Consider the following 16,990-nt stretch of genomic DNA (forward strand, 5'->3'; position numbering starts at 1 on the left):
GAAGTGCTGAAGATGACGATACGCCGCGTTGTGGGCCTTTCTCGCATGGTCCTCAAGGTGGCTGTTCCCGTGTTCGCGATGAGCCTGCTGATGACCTCGCCCGCCCGCGCCGACTTCTCGGAAGGGTACAAGTTCCTCGAAGCGGTGAAGAAGAAGGAAGGCGACAAGGTCGAGGAGGCGATCATGAAGTCCTCCCAGATCATCAACGCCAAGGACGTCACCACCGGCGAGGGCGCGCTGCACATCGTCACCGCGCGCCGCGACCTGACATGGCTCAACTACCTCATCGCCAAGGGCGCCAACGTCAATGCCACCGACGATCGCGGGCGCAGCGCACTGGAACTGGCGGTGAACCTCGGCTGGCGCGAGGGCGCGCAGCTTTTGCTTGATCAGAAGGCCAGCCCCGACACCTCGAACGATGCGGGCGAGACGCCGCTGATCTTTGCTGTCCACCGCAAGGACCTGCAGCTGACCAAGGCGCTGCTCGAAGCGGGCGCCAATCCCGACCGCTCCGACAATTCGGGCCGCAGCGCGCGGGACTATGCCAAGATCGAAGGCGGCAGCGCGCAGCTGATGTCGGTCATCGAGACTTATGGCAAGAAGGGCGCGAAGACCGCCAAGCCGGTCTACGGCCCGACCTTCTGAGGACGTTGGAAATGACGCAAGAAGCCGCCTCACTCGACGAACTGCGCCTGCAACTGGCTCCGCTGGTGGCCGATGCCGCCGTGTTCGACGGCTGGACTGCCGATGCGGTCGCTTCGGCCGCGGCTTCGGCGGGTGTCGATCCGGCGCTGGCGGCCTATGCCTTCCGCGACGGGGCGATGGCGATGATCTCGGCGTGGATCGGGCATGTCGATGCGACGATGACGGCCTCGGTCGGAGGGGGCGCGTTGTCGAACCTTTCGATCCGCGAGCGTATCCGCCGCCTCGTCTGGGCGCGGCTGGAGGCCGTGGCGGGGCGCGAGGAAGCGCTGCTGCGGGCGCTGACGATCATGGCGATGCCGCAGAACATCGCCGCTTCGACGCGGCTGGGCTGGCGCAGCGCCGATGCCATGTGGCGGCTCGCGGGCGATACCGCGACCGACTACAACCATTACACCAAGCGCGCGATCCTGGGCGGCATCTATGCGGCCACGCTCCATGCCTTCGCGCGTGACACCAGCGAGGACAAGGCCGAGACGCGCGCCTTCCTCGACCGCCGCATCGCCGGGATCATGCGCTTCGAGAAGGCCAAGGCGCAGCTGCTGCGCAAACCGGACGAGCGGTTCAGCATGACCCGCCTGCTCGGCCGGATGCGCTACCCGGCGCGCTGACCTTTGCATCCTCCCTGTCGCGCAGCGATGGGGAGGGGGACCGCCCGCGCAGCGGGTGGTGGAGGGGTAGGGCAACACAAAGCCCCCTCCGTCACCGACTTCGTCGGCGCCACCTCCCCATCGCTTCGCGACAGGGAGGATTTGCAGGTATCGTTTCAAATTCTTGCCCCCGCGAAAACCCTTGATTTCGCTATTGCGATCCGGTTGCAATTAAGGGTGTTATCTGGCACCGCGCCAGCATGACTCTCGATATGCTTCCTATCGGCCGGTCCGCGCGCATCGTCGCCGTGCACTGGCCCGCGCTCGTCCAGGAAGAGGCGCGGCGGCTCCGTGCCCTGGGCTTGGAGGAGGGCGCCAGGATCGCGGTATCGCACCGCGGCATCCTGGGCGGGCGCGACCCCATCGCCATTACCGTGGGCCGCATGACCGTGGCCGTGCGTCGCGCCCATGCCGCCGCGATGGAGGTCGAGGAACTGTGAGCCGTCAACGCCCTGAAGGTAACAGGCGGGTCGCGCTCGTCGGCAACCCCAATGCGGGCAAGAGCGCGCTGTTCAACGCGCTGACCGGCGCGCGCCAGAAGATCGCCAATTATCCTGGCGTCACCGTTGAGCGCAAGTCGGGCCGCTTCGTGCTGCCCACCGGCGAGCCGGTCGAGATGACCGACCTTCCCGGCGCCTACGGCCTCGATTTCACGAGTCCCGACGAGGAAGTGACCGCCAAGGTCATCGCCGGGCACTTCCCCGGCGAGGCCGCGCCCGACGTGCTGGTGGTGGTGCTCGACGCATCGAACCTCGAGCAGCATCTCGTCTTCGCGCAGGAACTGCTGGCGCTGGGCAAGCCCACCGTCGTCGCGCTCAACATGGTCGATCTGGCGGAGCGTGACGGTCTCGTCCTCGACGCCGCCGTGCTAGCCGAAGAACTGGGCGTCCCCGTCATCCCGACCGTCGCCGTGCGTCGCCGGGGCCTTGCCGAACTGGGCGAGGCGATCGCGAACGCGGGCGAGCGGCATCCGGGGCCGGGCCTGACCGCCCTTGGACAGACCGAACGCCGCGTCGCCGCGCATGCCATGGCCGATGCGGCGATCCTTTCGGAATCCAAGCGCCACCGTCTTCACGCCAAGCTGGACCAACTGCTGCTGAACCCGTGGGTCGGGCCGGTGATCCTGCTGGCGATCCTTTTCGTGGTGTTCCAGGCGGTCTTTGCCTGGGCGACTCCGTTCGCCGACGCGCTGGACGCGGGCGTCAGTGCGCTGCACGACGGCGTCAAAGCCGCGCTTCCGCCCAGCCTGCTGCGCGATCTGCTGACGGACGGCGTGATCGCGGGCGTCGGCTCGGTGATCGTGTTCCTGCCGCAGATCGTCATCCTCTTCGCCTTCATCCTCGCCATGGAGGCATCGGGCTACATGGCCCGCGCCGCGTTCCTGATGGACCGCATGATGGCGAGCGTGGGCCTGTCCGGCCGCAGCTTCATCCCGCTGCTCTCCAGCTTCGCCTGCGCCATTCCGGGCATCATGGCGACGCGCTCGATCACCGACCCCAAGGACCGGCTGACGACGATCCTGATCGCGCCGCTGATGACCTGCTCGGCGCGCCTGCCGGTCTATGCGGTGATCATCGCCGCGTTTATCCCGCATACCAGCGTGTGGGGCGGGATCGGCCTGCAGGGGCTGGTGCTGTTCACGCTCTATGTCGTGGGCGTGGTCGGGGCCATGGCGGTGGCGCTGGCGCTGCGCAGTTCGATGACCAAGGGCGCGGCGTCGGGCTTCATCATGGAGCTGCCCAAGTACCAGATGCCGCGCCTCAAGGACATGGCGATCGGCCTGTGGCAGCGCGCGTGGATCTTCCTGCGCCGCGCGGGCACGATCATCTTCATGGTCACGGTCGTGCTGTGGGTCATGCTCAACTTCCCGAAGGCCGGTCCGGGCGAGAGCCAGGTCGACGCCTCGATCGCGGGCAAGGTGGCGAACGGCCTCGCCTTCGTGGTCGAGCCGATCGGCTTCAATCGCGACATGGCGCTCGCGCTGATCCCGGCAATGGCCGCGCGCGAGGTGGCGGTGTCCTCGCTGGCGACGACCTACGCGGTCGATGCGGGCGATAACGAGGACGAGCAGGCGCTCGAACTCGGGGACCAGCTCAAGCGGCGCTGGACCCTGCCGATGGCGCTGGCGTTCCTGGCATGGTTCGTGTTCGCGCCGCAGTGCATGTCGACGATCGCGGTGACCCGGCGCGAGACCAACGGCTGGAAGTGGCCGACGTTCATGCTCGCGTACCTGTTCGGCCTCGCCTACATCGCGGCGGGCGCGACGTACTGGGTCGCGGTGGCGGCGGGGCTGTAGCGCGCTTTCACTGCGTCATTGCGAGCGAAGCAATCCAGGGCAGCCTTACACCGCCTTGGATTGCTTCGCTTCGCTTCGCTCGCAATGACGGTTACAATTGTAGAAAAGGCGGTCTGCCGGACTCGCATCGGTGCCCCGGCTTGGGCTAACCCATCCGCCAGATTTCGAAGGAAAGCGATTCCCGCATGGCAGGCAGCGTCAACAAGGTCATCATCGTCGGCAACCTAGGGGCCGACCCCGAGGTCAAGTCGTTCCAGAACGGCGGCCGCATCGCCAATCTGCGCATCGCGACCTCCGAAAGCTGGAAGGACCGCGCCACCGGCGAGCGCAAGGAGCGTACCGAATGGCACTCGGTCGTACTCCAGTCCGACGGCCTCGTCGGCGTCGCCGAGCGGTTCCTGCGCAAGGGCTCGAAGGTCTACATCGAAGGCCAGCTGCGCACCCGCAAGTGGCAGGACCAGAACGGCAACGACCGCTACACCACCGAAGTCTCGGTCGGCGGCGTCGGCGGCGTGCTGACCATGCTCGACGGTGCGCCGGGCGGCGGCAGCGGTGGCCAGCGCAGCGGCGGTGGCGGCTGGAGCGAGGGTGGTTCCTCTGGCGGCGGCTTCGGCGGCGGCCAGCGCTCGGGCGGAGCATCGCGCGGCGGTGACGAATGGGGCGGCGGTTCCTCCGGTGGTTCTTCGGGCGGCAGCGAATGGGGCCGCACTGGCGGTTCCTCGGGCGGCTCGTCCGGCGGTTCCGGCGGCGGCTTCGGCGACGACCTCGACGACGATATCCCGTTCTGACCATCTCTCGCCGCACGTCGGCGAGAAGTTGGCAGTTGTTACAAACCGCCCCGGAAGCATGCCGCTTCCGGGGCGGTTTCGTCATGTCATTCGCGATCTTTCGAGGTCCGCCGGACGAAATTCGAAAAAAGTCCTTTACGTAACAGTCAAGCTGCGCAATTGGCCTTTCTGCTAATGCATACGAGTCGCATTAGCGAAGGGGAAACAATTATGCTTCGTAGTTTTGCCGCCCGCGCGCTTGGCGGGGTGTCCGCCATTGCCTTCTTCGTCGCCGCTCCGGCCCATGCGCAGGACGCTGCCGCCACCGACAAGAACACGCAGGCCGGTGAATTCCTCGGCACCATCGATATCGGCGAGAGCACCCGCGCCATCCAGACCGACACCGCGACGCCGATCACCGTGATCGACCGCAAGGAGATCGAGGACCGCCAGGCCTCCACCATCGCCGAACTGCTGGACTCCGTGCCCGGCGTCACGCTTATCAACGGATCGACCCCGATCGGCTCGGGCATCAACATCCGCGGCTTCGGCGCCAACGGCACCTATGGCACCGACCAGAAGGTCGCCTTCGTCGTCGACGGCGCCACCACCGGATCTGAGGAAATCTACCGCGTCGGCACCCAGCTGTTCACCGACCCGCTGCTCTACAAGCGCGCGCAAGTGATCCGCGGCACCGTGGGCAGCTTCGAGTGGGGCTCGGGCATCATCGGCGGTGTCGTCCTGCTGGAAACCAACGATGCGGCCACCGTCCTCCACGGCAAGACCGGCATCACCGCCAGCCAGACGGTTTCGGGCCAGACCAACGGCAACGGCTTCGCGACCTCCACCACCGTCGCGGCAATGCCGACCGAGCAGTTCGAGTTCCTCGCGAACTACACCTGGCGCACCCAGAGCACGCAGCAGGACGGCCACGGCGACGACATCGGCAACAGCAGCTTCAAGCTGCCCAGCTTCCTGGTGAAAGGCGCATTCCACTTCGGCGCCGACAACGCCCATACCATCGCCGCCAGCTTCAACCAGACCACCACCAGCGACCGGGACGTCCCCTACGACAGCTTCGGCACTACGGCGGGCGTGTTCGGCAACGTCGACCGCGACACCAAGAGCCAGGTGCTGACGGTGTCCTACGCCTACAAGCCGGTCGACAACGACGCGGTCAATCTCCAGCTGCTGTACACGTACGCCAATCAGGAGATCGACCAGAGCGCCGTGGGCGTCGCGATCTCGCCGGTGCTCAATGCCGACCACCGCTACGAGACCTCGAAGATCACGCTCAAGAACGCCTCGCTGTTCTCGACCGGGCCGATCCATCACAACCTGCACTTCGGCGTCGAGTACATCCACAAGAAGCGCGCCGACGCCAGCAGCGCGCCGGGCGGCACCGACAACCGCATGGCCGCCTTCGCGGTGGACGAGATCGGCCTGTTCAAGGGCTTCACGCTGAGCCCGGCGATCCGCTGGGAGACCTCGAACGTCAAATCCAACCGCACCGGCACGCCCGTATCCTACAACAATACGGCATGGATGGGCGGCGTCTCCGCCCGCTACGAGCTGCCTTTCGGTCTCGCCGCGTTCGGCAGCTGGGCGCGCACGCGCAACCTGCCGATCATCGACGACCTCGACAACGCCACGTACATGAACCAGCCGGAAAAGAGCCGGACCTGGGAAGCGGGCGGTTCGTTCGACCGCACCGATCTGCTCGGCAAGGGCGATCACCTTGCGGTCAAGGTCAACTACTACGACACCGAACTGACCGACAACACCGCCTACTCGGGCGTGCGCGAGGTCTATCTCGACGGCTTCGAGATCGAGGCGTCCTACGCCACCGCCAGCGGGATCTACTTCGACTTCAACGCCACCATCCCGGACGGCCAGCGCCTGCGCACCACCGGCGTGATCGACGACTGGACCAACCTGCCGCAGAAGACCTACATGCTCTCGGCGGGCAAGCGCTTTGGAAAGCTGCTGGACGTGCGCTGGGAAACGACTCTCGCCGAAGATCTCGATATCAACGGCACCGAGCACAAGGGCTTCGACGTCCACAATCTGCGCGCCACGATCACGCCGAGCGGCGGTATCTTCGAGAACGTCGCGCTGCGCCTGAGCGTCGAGAACATCTTCGACACCTATTACCAGTCGGCGCTGTCCACGCGCCCGGCGGTGGGGCGCAACTTCAAGGCTGCCCTCTCGAAAATGTTCTAAGGGGGGCGAGGCGGACATGGCTTACTGGATGGGCAGATCCGAGTTCGGGACAGGTCCGTTTGCGCGGATCGACCTGAACGCCATGGCCGCCTCGGTCACCGCGCACGCGATCGTGGCGGCCCTGCTGGTCTTCACCTGGGGTGAGACGGTGCTGGTGGAAGGGGGCACCCGCTCCCGCCTCGTCAGCATCGATCTGTCCATGCGCGAGGGCGGACCAGGCCCGAAGATGCAGCCGCTGGCCGAGGCACAACAGCCTCAGGAACGCGCGGTGACGCCGCCTGCCGAAGTTCCGTCGCCGGCGATAGTCGCAGAGGCTCGGCCCGCTGCGCAGCCCCTGCCGCAACCGGCGGCGCAGGCAGGCGGCGGCGGGCAGGGGCGCACGGGTGAAGGTACGGCCGCGACGACGACGCGGCAGTTGCCTGTGGCCAAGCTGATCCCCGCAGCCGCGTTCGTCACTCCGGCCGCCGCCGCACCCGGTCCGCAGGCGCGGGCGGCGGAAAGCGCGGCGGAGGCTCAGGGGAAGGGCGGCAGCGGCGGAGGCAATACCGACCAGGCGGGCAACTCTGCCGTCAGCAATTTCAGCGGCCGCGTCTACCAGCATCTGAAACGCTACCAGCGCGGCAACACCATCGGCGCGGGTGAGGCACTGATCGCGTTTACCGTTGAGCCCGGCGGCGCCGCGCGCGCGATCCGCGTGGCGCGCACATCAGGCTCCTCGCGCTTCGATCACGAGGCGATGGCTCTGGTCCGCCGGGCATCGCCTTTCCCGCGCCCGCCGGACGGCGAGGCGCACAGCTTCACTTTCGAGATCACCGGACAATGATGAGGACTGCTTCGACCATGACCAGACTTGCCCCAGGCATCGCCGCGCTGTTGTGCGCCGTCAGCGTCGCTCCCGGCGCCGCGCTCGCCCACACCTCCTACCTCCTGCCCAAGTTCTTCGCGGGCAATACCGAGAAGATGGTGACGGTGGAATCGGCTTTCGGCGAGAAGTTCTTCCGTCCCGAAGTGCCGGTCGATGCCAGCGACTATCACGTCATCCTGCCGGACGGATCGCGCGGCAGCTTCCAGTCGATCACCCCGCTCAAGCAGATGGTGGTGCTGGAAAGCGCGCTCGATGCCGAGGGGACTTATCGCTTCACCACGGGCGTGCGTCTCGGCCGGGTGGGCAAGAGCGCGCTGGTCGGCGGCAAGTGGCAGCCGGTCCATGGCGAAGTGCCCAAGGAGGCCGCACAAGTCCGCACCAGCCAGACCGAGACCGTCGCCGACGCCTATGTCTCCAAGAAGCAGCCGACCCGCGCGCCCGTCGACGTCGCGATCGGGCGCCTGCGCATCCAGCCGGTGACGCATCCCAGCGAACTCTATCTCGACACCCCGTTCACGCTCAAAGTACTGTTCGACGGCAAGCCGATGGCCGCGCAGGAACTGGAGCTGGACCGGGGCGGCGCGGACTATGAGGAGGCGGTCAGCCACCGTCAGGTCAGGACCGACGCGCAGGGCAAGGCCGTCATCAAGTTCGACCGCCCCGGCACGTACGTCCTGATGACCCGCCACCGCGCCGAGGCGCCCGCCGGCTCCGGCACCGACGAGCGCAGCTACACGACCTCGCTTACGTTCCAGGTCGAAGAGTGATCCCGATTTCCAGTTCAACGGAGAAGACCATGACCAAGACTCACTTTATCGCAGGGCTCGTTCTCGCCCTCACAGCCAGCCAGGGCGCGCTTGCCCAGTCTACCGAAGAGCGCCGCGCCGCGCCCGGCCACGGCAAGGAAGCCTTCCTGCGCGAGAACGACGCCGATCACGACGGCCGCGTCACCGCCGCCGAATTCGCCGCTGCCCGTGCTGCCAAGTACCGCACCTTCGACCTCGATGGCGACGGCAAGGTGAGCGAGGCGGACTACGTCGGCGAGTTCACCGGCCGCTTCAGCAAGGACGCCAAGGTGCCCGAGGGCCAGCTTAAGCAGGCCCACGTGCGCTTCGGCGTGCTCGATACCGACAAGGACGGCAACCTGACGCTGGAAGAGTTCAATGCCTCGGGCGAGCGGATGTTCGAGCGGCTCGACACCAACGGCGACGGCGTCGTCGATGCGACCGACACTTCGGGTTCGTATTGATACTGAGCGTATAAAACACTTTCGTCATCCCCGCGAAGGCGGGAATGACGAAGGTAAGTTCGGCGACGATCAGGGGGTGGGGGTAAGGCTATCCGCCAATCCGCGCTCAAGCACCTCCGCCAGCTTGTCGAGCGCGATCGCCAGCCGCTCGTCCAGCAGCGCGAGCAGTTCGGTCCAGCCCGACATGCCCTCCAGTTCGTCCGCGCCGTCCGAGACACCGCGCAGGCCGATCATCGGCACGCCGAACCGCTGGCATGCGCGCAGCACTGCGTAAGTCTCCATGTCGACGAGGTCGGCGTCGATCCGCGCATAGTCTTCGCCGCCTATGACATCGCCGCCGGTCGACAGCGAGGCGCGGGGCAGGTCGGGGAACAGCACGGGCAACTGCAGAACTGCCGGATGGTCGGCGAACGGTGTGACGCCCCTTGCGAAGCCGAGGCGTGATGCGTCCATGTCGCGCCATGACACGCTTTCGATCTGATAGACTTCCCCCATCCGGCAGCGCCGCGATCCGGCAGAGCCCAGGGTCACGACCAGATCGGGCAATTGCCCCGAGGCCTCCAGACGCTGCAGGCACGCGGTCGCCGCGATGGCGGCCTCGACGGGACCAACGCCGGTCATCAGCGGCGTCATCCGCGCCCTGAGATGCGGGCCGTACTCATGGTCGATGGCCATGACGAACAGCACCTGCATTCCCGCTATCGACGTCGGCTTCACAACTTGCTCCTGCATCGCCCGGCCCTGGTTCCTGCCGTAGCGGCGCGATCTTTCGCAAAGGTGACGCCGGCGCGCAATCGGCTTGTCGCAGGCCACCTTGATTTCAGTAGCCGCGACGTGTCAGGCATTCATCATGCTAGCACATACCCGTTCGATGATCGCTGCGATCGCCTTCGCCGTCCTGACCGGCAAGAAAGTCGCCGGACTCTACGACCATTCTCTTGGCCGCGACCTGGAGATCGCCGCCGAGTTCCGCGACGGCCGTTTGCAGGGGTTCGACGGCGCCCGGAGTGTAAAATTCGGCGGGACGCTGCCGGAAATCCACGACGCCGGGGACAAGAATTTCGTGTCGGTCGAGATCGATGGCGCGCAAGTCAAAGGCTACGATCGCGCCTCATCCACGTTCTTCGCAGCCCGGGTCGAGGATGGGCTGGTGCAGGTCTATGACTACGGGCAGAAGGCGTGGTTCGCTTATGACGTGCAGGACCCGCAGGCGGCGAGCGAGTACCACCGCGCGGCCGGCCCGGCCTAGGATTTTCCGGGTGCGGCCTTGGGTGCGACCGGTGCTTTCCTGGCTTCCCGCTTTTCCATGTGCTTCTTGAGCGCGTAGCCGCCCACCGCCGCGGCAACGAGCCCGACCGGCCCCAGTCGTCGCAGCACGCTCGTCGCGGCTACGCCGAGGACCGCACCGCCGGTGCCGTCGATACCGCGCACGTGTTGCGCTACCTGACTGCCTGCGACTGCACCCAAAATCTTGCCGAGCATATTTCTGTCTCCTTTGCAGGAGGAAGGGACGGGATCGGCCTTTGTTCCGGCTATCGCGCCTTTGCGCGTGCGCAAACCCGGGGGATCAGTTCTGCGCCGAACAGGCGGGCGTCGGGGATCGGGTCATAGCCGCTGACGATGAACCGGGAGAACCCGGCTTCCCGGTATTCCATCAGCGCATCCGCGACCTGATCGTGGCTGCCCACCAGGCATCCCAACGCCGGCCGACCGGTGGGAACGCGGGTGATGCCTGCCCAGAGCAAACCCTCCAGCGCATTCTCGTTGGCGGCTTGCCTAGCCCGGTCGATTGTCGCCCGGCGGCCTTCACCCGGATTGGTCGGGAAGCGGCCGTTATCGACGACTTCCTCGATCAACCGGTCCTGAATGGCATGGGCGCGTTCCCACGCCTGCGCCGGGGTGTCGGCGACGAGGACGCGCAGGGAGGTGAGCAGGGCCGGTGAACGGCCGATCGCGCGGGCGCGGGACAGCACGTCGCGCGCGGGCTCCTTCAGGGCCGCGGCAGGGAAGCCGGGGAACGCATAGACGTCCGCCGCGCGCGTGCCGTACTCGATCGAGGCTGGCGAGCTGCCACCCCAGAAGACCGGGATGCCCTTGTCCGGCCGAACGTGGGAGAAGGCGCCCTCCACCTGGTAGAATTCCCCCTCGTGATCGAAAGGCGCCTCGCTCGACCAGACCTTGCGCATGACTTCGACGTATTCGTGGCTGCGGCGATAGCGGTCGTCCTTGGTACTGTAATCGCCGTCCGCGTGGAGTTCTTGATCGTCGGCACCGGTGATGATGTGGACACCGCAGCGCCCGCCGCTCATCCGGTCGAGGATGGCGAACATGCGCGCGGCCATTGTCGGCGCGATGAAGCCGGGTCGGTGCGCGATCATGAAGCCGAGCCTGCAGGTCGCTGCCGCTGCCCATGTCGCTATGGGCAGGCTGTCAGGCCGATGGGCCGAGTTGGCGATGAGCACGCGATCGAACCCTGCGTCCTCATGAGCGCGGGCGCAGGCTGCGATGAACTCGGAATCCACTTCGTCGAAGGGCCTCGGCCTGGCTTCGGAATAGTCGTTCCAGTGCAGGATGCCGAAGAATTCGGTCGTGTCGTCGGTCATGGATGTGCGCGCCTCACCGCTTGGCAGGGTCCGGCGCGACTGGCCGGTAGGGGGTAACGTCGAAGAGGAAGCTGTCGAGGATGTCGGCGAAGCGACCCGGCACTTCCAGCGGCGGATAATGTCCCACGTCCGGCAGGATCAGCGTCGATACCTGAGCATGGACCAGAGCATCGCGGAGGACCGCTGCACTCTCGACCGGCAGGACCGGATCGCGGGCGCCCCAGACAAGCAGCACCGGCGCAGTCACCTTCGCCAACGCGTCGGCGGTCAGCGCCGGATCGTCGAGCGCTGCAACGATGGCCAGCCTGTCGGGCGCGGCGGGGCGGCGGTTCATGTCGTAGTATTCGTCGACGAGCCGGTCGTCCGCGCGGCCGGGCTCTCCGGTGTAGAAATCGAAGTAGGCCCGCCAGTAGGAGCGCGGGCGGAAGATCTTGCTCTTGCGTCCGGTGGCCGGAGTGGAGGCGGCGATTTCCATCGCCAGCGCGGCGCTGAGCGCCATGCCTTTGCCGTCCGCGCGGCCAGTGGGCGTGTTGGACAGGATCAGCCGCTCGACCCGCGCCGGATTGCGCGCCGCGTAGTAGAACGAGATTGCACCGCCGCTCGATACCCCGGCAAGGTTGGCGCGTTCGACCTTGAGGGTGTCGAGCAGCGCCTCCAGCACCAGTACGGGATAGAGCGGGCGGTCGTAGAGTACACGTGGCGGGGCGCCCGACAGGCCCATGTTCGGCTCATCCCACGCGATCACGCGGTAGCGGCGGCTCAGACGCTCGATCATGGGCGCGAACGTGCGCAGCGACGAACTCGACCCATGCGTGAGGACCAGTACGGGGCCGGAGCCGACATCGACATAATGGATGCGCGTGCCGAGCAGGTCGATGAACTTCGATTGCGGAAGGCGGTAGCGGCTTTCCAGTTCGGCGACCGGGATCGGGTCGGGGCTGGCGATGGTTTCCTGCGCGCAGACGGGGGCGATCGTGAGCGAGAGCGCGCAGAACGCGCCGAGCACGGCGTGTTTCATCGTGTGCAGTCCTGTACTGTGCCGGCAGGCGGACGGGCGGCCTTGCCGCTGTCGGCATCGAGGAACCAGGCGATGTCCTCGGCGGCGTGCGGGGCCTCGATCGGCAGGAAATGGCCTGCACCGGGAAAACTGACCATTAGCCGGCGGGAGGCGCCGACCGTGCGTGTCACCTCGCAGCCCACCGAAACCGGGAGCATGGACCCGGCCCCGCCCCAAAGCACGAGCGTCGGTACGCGGACCGAGCCCAGCTGCTGCGCGGTCGTCTGCGATCGCTTGCCGTAATCGCTCGCTTCAAAGCGCAGGGCGCTGGTGAACTGGTCCAGCGTCGCCCCATTGCCGGGCTTGCGGTGCATGTCGTAGGTCTGCTGCACCAGATCGTCGGTGAGGACGGACTTGTTGGCGATCAGGCGGTTCAGGAGGTAGCGGTAGAACGCCTTGGGCCGGTAAATCGGCCGGAACAGGGTGTTCTCCAGAAAGCCCAGCATGGCCGAGGTCTTCGGCTGCAAGCCGGGTGGGATCGGCACCAGCGGCGCGTTCACCAGGATAAGGCTTTCCACCTGATCGGGATGCGCCAGCGTATAGCGCATGGCGATCGCGCTGCCGGTAGAGATGCCGCCGATACTGAAGCGCTTCAGGTGTTCGTGCCGGGCTAGGAGGGCGATCAGCTGCTCGACGCGGCGGGGGCTGTACTGGCCGGTGCGGTCGGGGCCGGAGAGGCCGTAAGGCGGCATGTCGATGCGGATCACGCGGTGGTCGCTGGCGAGCCGCTGCGCCCAGGCATCCCAGATACGCAGCGACTGGTAGTGCCCGTGGATGAGCATGATGACAGGCCCGGAGCCCCGGTCGTCGATGTGAAGTTGCACGCCGCCCAGCGTCACGTAGCGGGAATGCGCGGTCTGGTAGCGGTGGCGCAAATCCTCCAGCGAAATAGCGAAGGCGCCGGTCCGCGCAGCGAGGGCGAAGGCGCCGAACCCCACTGCAAGCAGTGCCAGCGCCGCGATCCCGGCCATGACCGGACGTTTCAGCATGTCCCGTGTTTCCCCGCCTTCATGCCCCGGACTATGCGGAGGGCACCGGCCATCGCCCAATCGAAAGCGCGCGCGCAGTCATGTCCAAACCGTATGGGAGCCTGGCGTCACAGCGCCTCGTGCAGCCGCTTGATCACCACGCGCAGGGCGCCGCTCATGTAGGTCCGCCGCCGGGTGATGACGCAAAGCGTCGCCTCGACGCGGCGCATGTCGGCGGGGACTTCCTGCAATCGCCCGTCGGCTAGGCAGTCGGCGATCTCGGTACGGGCCATCAGGCCGATGAGGTCGGCGTGGAGCAGTAGCTGGCGCAGCATCGCGGGCGAGGAACTGCGGACGCGGATGTTGTGGTCCTCGTCCTCCAGCCCCAGAAGTCCGCGGTAGAATGCCTCGGCATTGGGCTGGTTGAAGATCGCCCAGGGCCACCGGGCGAGTTCTCGCGCAGGCGTCACGCCGCACTCGAGGATCGGGTGCCTGCGTCGCGCGACGAGCACCAGGTCGAGCCGGGTGAGCGGCCGGAAGTTGAGGTCGCCGCTGTCGAGGTCGGGGCGCAAAGTGTCGATGATCGCATCGAGTTCCCCGCGCCGAAGCCGCGCGAACTGCGTCTCGGGCACGTCGAAGTCCAGCGAAAGCGTGATGTTTTCCGCCGAAACCGCCATTTCCGCGCAGGCCTGCGCGATGCGCGGGTCGGTCGCGGTGGAGCCGATGCCGAGGCGGACATGGCCCAAACCGCCCGCCCGCATGGCGCCGACATCCTCGATCGCCTGGTCGAAGCCGTGGAGGATCGAGCGGGCATGGGCCGCCAGCAATTCCCCGTATCGGGTGGGCAGGACGCCGCGATGGCCGCGCTCGAACAGGTCGACGCCGAGCTGCTCCTCCAGCGTGCGGATACTGCGCGAAAGCGTGGGTTGCGTGATGTTCTGCGCAGTCGAGGCGAGGGTCATCGAGCCTGTCTCCACCGCCGCCAGGAAGTGGCGCAATTGCCGGATCTGCATGGTCTTCCGATTCCCCGAGCATACGTTTTGTGCATGGAAGAAGCCGTGCTTTCGATTTCCCGGGCCAGCGCCGTGTCCGTAGTCTCCGGCTGGTAGGCAGTCCGTGGCGGACCTGCGAGGCGGGGGCGCTCTTGACCGAAATAGCGGCACTCAACGGCACCCAGAGTGTACCTAACCGCACCGGGCGCATACCGATTGCGACCAAAGTGGGCTGGGCGTTCGGTTCGGCGGGCAGCACGACCGTGCTTTACGTCGTCAATGTCATCCTGATGTATTACCTGGTGACCGCGACCGGGATGGACCCCGCGCTCGCGGGCTCGTTCATGCTGGCCGGGCGCATCTACGACGGCATCGCCGACCTGCTGATCGGACAGGGCAGTGACCGCACCCGCAGCCGCTGGGGACGGCGGCGACCGTGGATGGCGGCGGGTGCGCTGCTGAGCGGCCTCGGCATGGCCTGGCTGTTCTCGGGCAGCGGGGCGGGCGGTTCGCAGGCGGTCATGGTGATGGGCGCACTGCTGCTGACCTTCACCGGGTATTCTGCTTTCGCGATTCCCTCTTCCGCCATGCCCGCCGAGATCACCGACAGCCCGCAGGAGCGGACCTCGCTGATGGCCTGGCGGACGTTCTTCATCCAGCTTGCCGCGCTGGCGGGGGGAGCGTTGGCTCCGGCGATGATCGCGTGGGGCGGCAGTTCCGCCGATGCCTTCGCGCGGATGGGCTATTGCATGGCCGCCTTCATCTTCGTGAGCATGGCCGTCGCGGTCGTCGCGACCGGTGGCCTGCGCGAGCACCCTGTCGAGCATGAGCGCGGCTCCGCACTCGCCGGGTTCGCGCAGCTTTTCGCCAACCGCCCGTTCATCGTCCTGCTGGGCGTCAAGTTCTGCGGCTTCATCGCCTCGGCGGCGGTGGGGGCGACGGGGCTGTTCTTCATGCGCGACATCCTTGCGCGCGGAGAGACCGGCATGGCGCAGTTCGCGCTGGCGAGCGGCGTGGTCGGCACCATGAGCGTGCCCCTCTGGCGCCAGATCGCCCGCTTCGCGCCCAAGCCGGTGATCTGCGCCGCGGCGCTGGTGCTTTCGGCCGCGATCAGCCTGAGCTGGCTCGCGGCCTCCCCGGCCGAGGGCGATGCCCTGTTCCTGCTGCGCGGCGGCTTTGCCGGTTTCGCGACGACGGGAACGCTGCTGATGACGCTGTCCATGTTGCCGGACACCATCGCCTTCGGGGTGCGCCGCAGCGGGCTGCGCAAGGAGGGGCTCTACGCCGCCTTCTTCGAGTTCTTCCAGAAGGCCGCCTTCGCCCTCGCGCCGTTCCTCGTCGGACTGTTCCTGCAGGCCAGCGGCTACCGTTCCGGGACCGGCGCCGCGCTGGTGCAGAGCGAGGCCGCGCGCGAGGCGGTGCGCCTGTCGATGGCGCTGATCCCGGCGGTCGCGCAAGTGGCCGGTATCGTCCTGCTCCTGTTCTACCGGATGCCTGCTGAGAATTTGGCTGAACCGGCGCCCGCACCGCACGAGGAAAACTGACGCGTCATGTCGATCGAGATCATCGGGACTTTCAACCATCGCGAATCCTCGGAGGCGAGCCCGCGTCCGATGGGCATCGTCGAGCCCGACTTCATCGCCCGCCTCGCCGCCGCGTTTGAGGCGGCGGACTTCGACCGCGTGCTGATCGCGCAGGCGGCGACGTGGCCCGACGGCGTGGTCTTCGCCACGCACCTTGCCGGGATCACCAGGCGGCTCAGGTTCATGATCGCGCACCGCCCCGGCTTCGTCGCGCCGACGCTGGCTGCGCGCCAGTTCGCCACGCTCGACCGGCTGAGCGAGGGGCGGGTGGGCGTCCATGTCATCTCCGCCCCCAGCGACACCGAGACGCAGGCCGACGGCGATTTCCTAACTCGCGACGAACGTCACGCCCGCAGTGCCGAATATATCCCGCTGCTGCGCAGGACGTGGAGCGGCGAGCGGTTCGATCACGACGGCACGTTCTATACCTTGCGCGGCGCGCGCTCCGAAGTGGTGCCGGTGCAGGCGGGCGGCATCCCGGTGTTCTTCGGCGGCCAGTCCCCGCGCGCACTGGAAGTCGCGGGGCAGCACGCCGATGTCTACGCCTTCGGCATCGACCGGCTGGAACCCAGCGCCGCACTGATCGCATCGGTACGTCAAGAGGCGCGTAAGGCCGGTCGGACAGTCGATTTCTGCATGTCCACCCGGATCATCGTCGGCCGTACCGAGGGCGAGGCATGGGACAAGGCGCAGGCGGTGCTGGAGGATGTGCGCCGGGGCGTCGAGGACATGGCGCAAAAGGGCGGTCAGCCCGGCGTCCTCGGCAAGAACGAACTGGCCGAAGCGCGCGCCCGCGAAGGCGACGTGCTGGACGAGCGGCTCTGGGTGGGCATCGCCCGCGCCACCGGGTTCCAGAAGGCCGCCAGCACGATCGTCGGCACGCCGGACTCGGTCGCCGCCAGCCTGCTCGCCTATCACCGGCTTGGCGTGAACCGCTTCCTGATCAGCGGCTTCGATCCGATCGCCGACGTCCTGCACCTTGGCGAGCACCTGGTGCCGCGCCTGCGCGCTTTCGCCGCGCTGGCCGCCTGAGCC

At 67.1% G+C, this 16,990-nt stretch carries 18 protein-coding genes; 12 read left to right on the top strand and 6 right to left on the bottom strand.

Features of this window, described 5'->3' with window-relative positions:
- Positions 1–3: 3 nt before the first annotated feature.
- The 9 genes from ACYPYD_RS20460 to ACYPYD_RS20500 all read left to right on the top strand — a co-directional run bounded on the left by ACYPYD_RS20460 (position 4) and on the right by ACYPYD_RS20500 (position 8,752).
- Positions 4–645 (top strand): ankyrin repeat domain-containing protein, encoded by a 642-nt coding sequence (locus ACYPYD_RS20460; RefSeq protein ID WP_459665175.1) that lies wholly within the window; start codon positions 4–6, stop codon positions 643–645.
- Positions 646–656: 11 nt separating this feature from the next.
- Complete coding sequence (locus ACYPYD_RS20465) at positions 657–1,313, top strand: COQ9 family protein (RefSeq protein WP_459665177.1); 657 nt, start codon at positions 657–659, stop codon at positions 1,311–1,313.
- A 239-nt stretch (positions 1,314–1,552) separates the two neighbouring features.
- Positions 1,553–1,792: a FeoA family protein gene (locus tag ACYPYD_RS20470; RefSeq protein WP_008829840.1), complete on the top strand. Its 240-nt coding sequence runs from the start codon at positions 1,553–1,555 to the stop codon at positions 1,790–1,792.
- Complete coding sequence (gene feoB / locus ACYPYD_RS20475) at positions 1,789–3,648, top strand: ferrous iron transporter B (RefSeq protein ID WP_459665179.1); 1,860 nt, start codon at positions 1,789–1,791, stop codon at positions 3,646–3,648. The genes ACYPYD_RS20470 and feoB overlap by 4 nt, the downstream gene beginning before the upstream one ends.
- Before the next feature lie 185 nt (positions 3,649–3,833).
- Positions 3,834–4,436 carry a single-stranded DNA-binding protein gene (ssb, locus tag ACYPYD_RS20480; protein WP_008829842.1) on the top strand — a complete coding sequence of 201 codons (603 nt, stop codon included), beginning with the start codon at positions 3,834–3,836 and terminating at the stop codon, positions 4,434–4,436.
- A 210-nt stretch (positions 4,437–4,646) separates the two neighbouring features.
- The gene (locus ACYPYD_RS20485) at positions 4,647–6,638 is read left to right on the top strand and encodes a TonB-dependent receptor plug domain-containing protein (protein ID WP_459665181.1); all 1,992 of its coding nucleotides are present in this window, start codon (positions 4,647–4,649) and stop codon (positions 6,636–6,638) included.
- 28 nt (positions 6,639–6,666) lie between these two features.
- On the top strand, positions 6,667–7,461 hold the full coding sequence (locus tag ACYPYD_RS20490) for a TonB family protein (protein WP_459665183.1): 795 nt from the start codon (positions 6,667–6,669) through the stop codon (positions 7,459–7,461).
- Positions 7,462–7,478: 17 nt separating this feature from the next.
- On the top strand, positions 7,479–8,270 hold the full coding sequence (locus ACYPYD_RS20495) for a DUF4198 domain-containing protein (RefSeq protein WP_459665185.1): 792 nt from the start codon (positions 7,479–7,481) through the stop codon (positions 8,268–8,270).
- Between the two features lie 29 nt (positions 8,271–8,299).
- A complete protein-coding gene (locus ACYPYD_RS20500; RefSeq protein WP_459665186.1) occupies positions 8,300–8,752 on the top strand; it encodes an EF-hand domain-containing protein in 453 nt (150 codons plus the stop codon).
- 69 nt (positions 8,753–8,821) lie between these two features.
- On the opposite strand, the gene ACYPYD_RS20505 is transcribed toward ACYPYD_RS20500, so the two are convergent.
- On the bottom strand, positions 8,822–9,484 hold the full coding sequence (locus ACYPYD_RS20505; RefSeq protein WP_459665188.1) for a 5'-methylthioadenosine/S-adenosylhomocysteine nucleosidase: 663 nt from the start codon (positions 9,482–9,484) through the stop codon (positions 8,822–8,824).
- A 67-nt stretch (positions 9,485–9,551) separates the two neighbouring features.
- On the opposite strand from ACYPYD_RS20505, the gene ACYPYD_RS20510 reads away from it, so the two are divergent.
- On the top strand, positions 9,552–10,001 hold the full coding sequence (locus ACYPYD_RS20510; RefSeq protein ID WP_459665189.1) for a hypothetical protein: 450 nt from the start codon (positions 9,552–9,554) through the stop codon (positions 9,999–10,001).
- On the opposite strand, the gene ACYPYD_RS20515 is transcribed toward ACYPYD_RS20510, so the two are convergent.
- From ACYPYD_RS20515 to ACYPYD_RS20535, 5 genes are all read right to left on the bottom strand, one after another.
- Positions 9,998–10,234, bottom strand: a complete 237-nt coding sequence (locus tag ACYPYD_RS20515; protein ID WP_036527928.1) for a hypothetical protein — start codon at positions 10,232–10,234, stop codon at positions 9,998–10,000. The two genes, ACYPYD_RS20510 and ACYPYD_RS20515, sit on opposite strands and share 4 nt — an antisense overlap.
- Positions 10,235–10,284: 50 nt before the next feature.
- A complete protein-coding gene (locus tag ACYPYD_RS20520; RefSeq protein WP_459665191.1) occupies positions 10,285–11,355 on the bottom strand; it encodes an LLM class flavin-dependent oxidoreductase in 1,071 nt (356 codons plus the stop codon).
- Between the two features lie 13 nt (positions 11,356–11,368).
- Positions 11,369–12,373 (bottom strand): alpha/beta fold hydrolase, encoded by a 1,005-nt coding sequence (locus ACYPYD_RS20525; protein WP_459665193.1) that lies wholly within the window; start codon positions 12,371–12,373, stop codon positions 11,369–11,371.
- Complete coding sequence (locus ACYPYD_RS20530; RefSeq protein WP_036527922.1) at positions 12,370–13,401, bottom strand: alpha/beta fold hydrolase; 1,032 nt, start codon at positions 13,399–13,401, stop codon at positions 12,370–12,372. Before ACYPYD_RS20530 ends, ACYPYD_RS20525 begins: the two co-directional genes overlap by 4 nt.
- A 107-nt stretch (positions 13,402–13,508) precedes the next feature.
- On the bottom strand, positions 13,509–14,393 hold the full coding sequence (locus ACYPYD_RS20535; RefSeq protein ID WP_459665195.1) for a LysR family transcriptional regulator: 885 nt from the start codon (positions 14,391–14,393) through the stop codon (positions 13,509–13,511).
- A 131-nt stretch (positions 14,394–14,524) separates the two neighbouring features.
- Here ACYPYD_RS20535 and ACYPYD_RS20540 point away from each other — a divergent pair, with 131 nt between their 5' ends.
- Positions 14,525–15,916: an MFS transporter gene (locus ACYPYD_RS20540; protein WP_459665197.1), complete on the top strand. Its 1,392-nt coding sequence runs from the start codon at positions 14,525–14,527 to the stop codon at positions 15,914–15,916.
- 6 nt (positions 15,917–15,922) lie between these two features.
- Positions 15,923–16,987, top strand: coding sequence for an LLM class flavin-dependent oxidoreductase (locus ACYPYD_RS20545; RefSeq protein ID WP_459665198.1), 1,065 nt, complete (start codon positions 15,923–15,925; stop codon positions 16,985–16,987).
- The last annotated feature ends 3 nt before the right edge of the window (positions 16,988–16,990 follow it).

The sequence above is a fragment of the Novosphingobium sp. 11B genome, assembly GCF_054589055.1.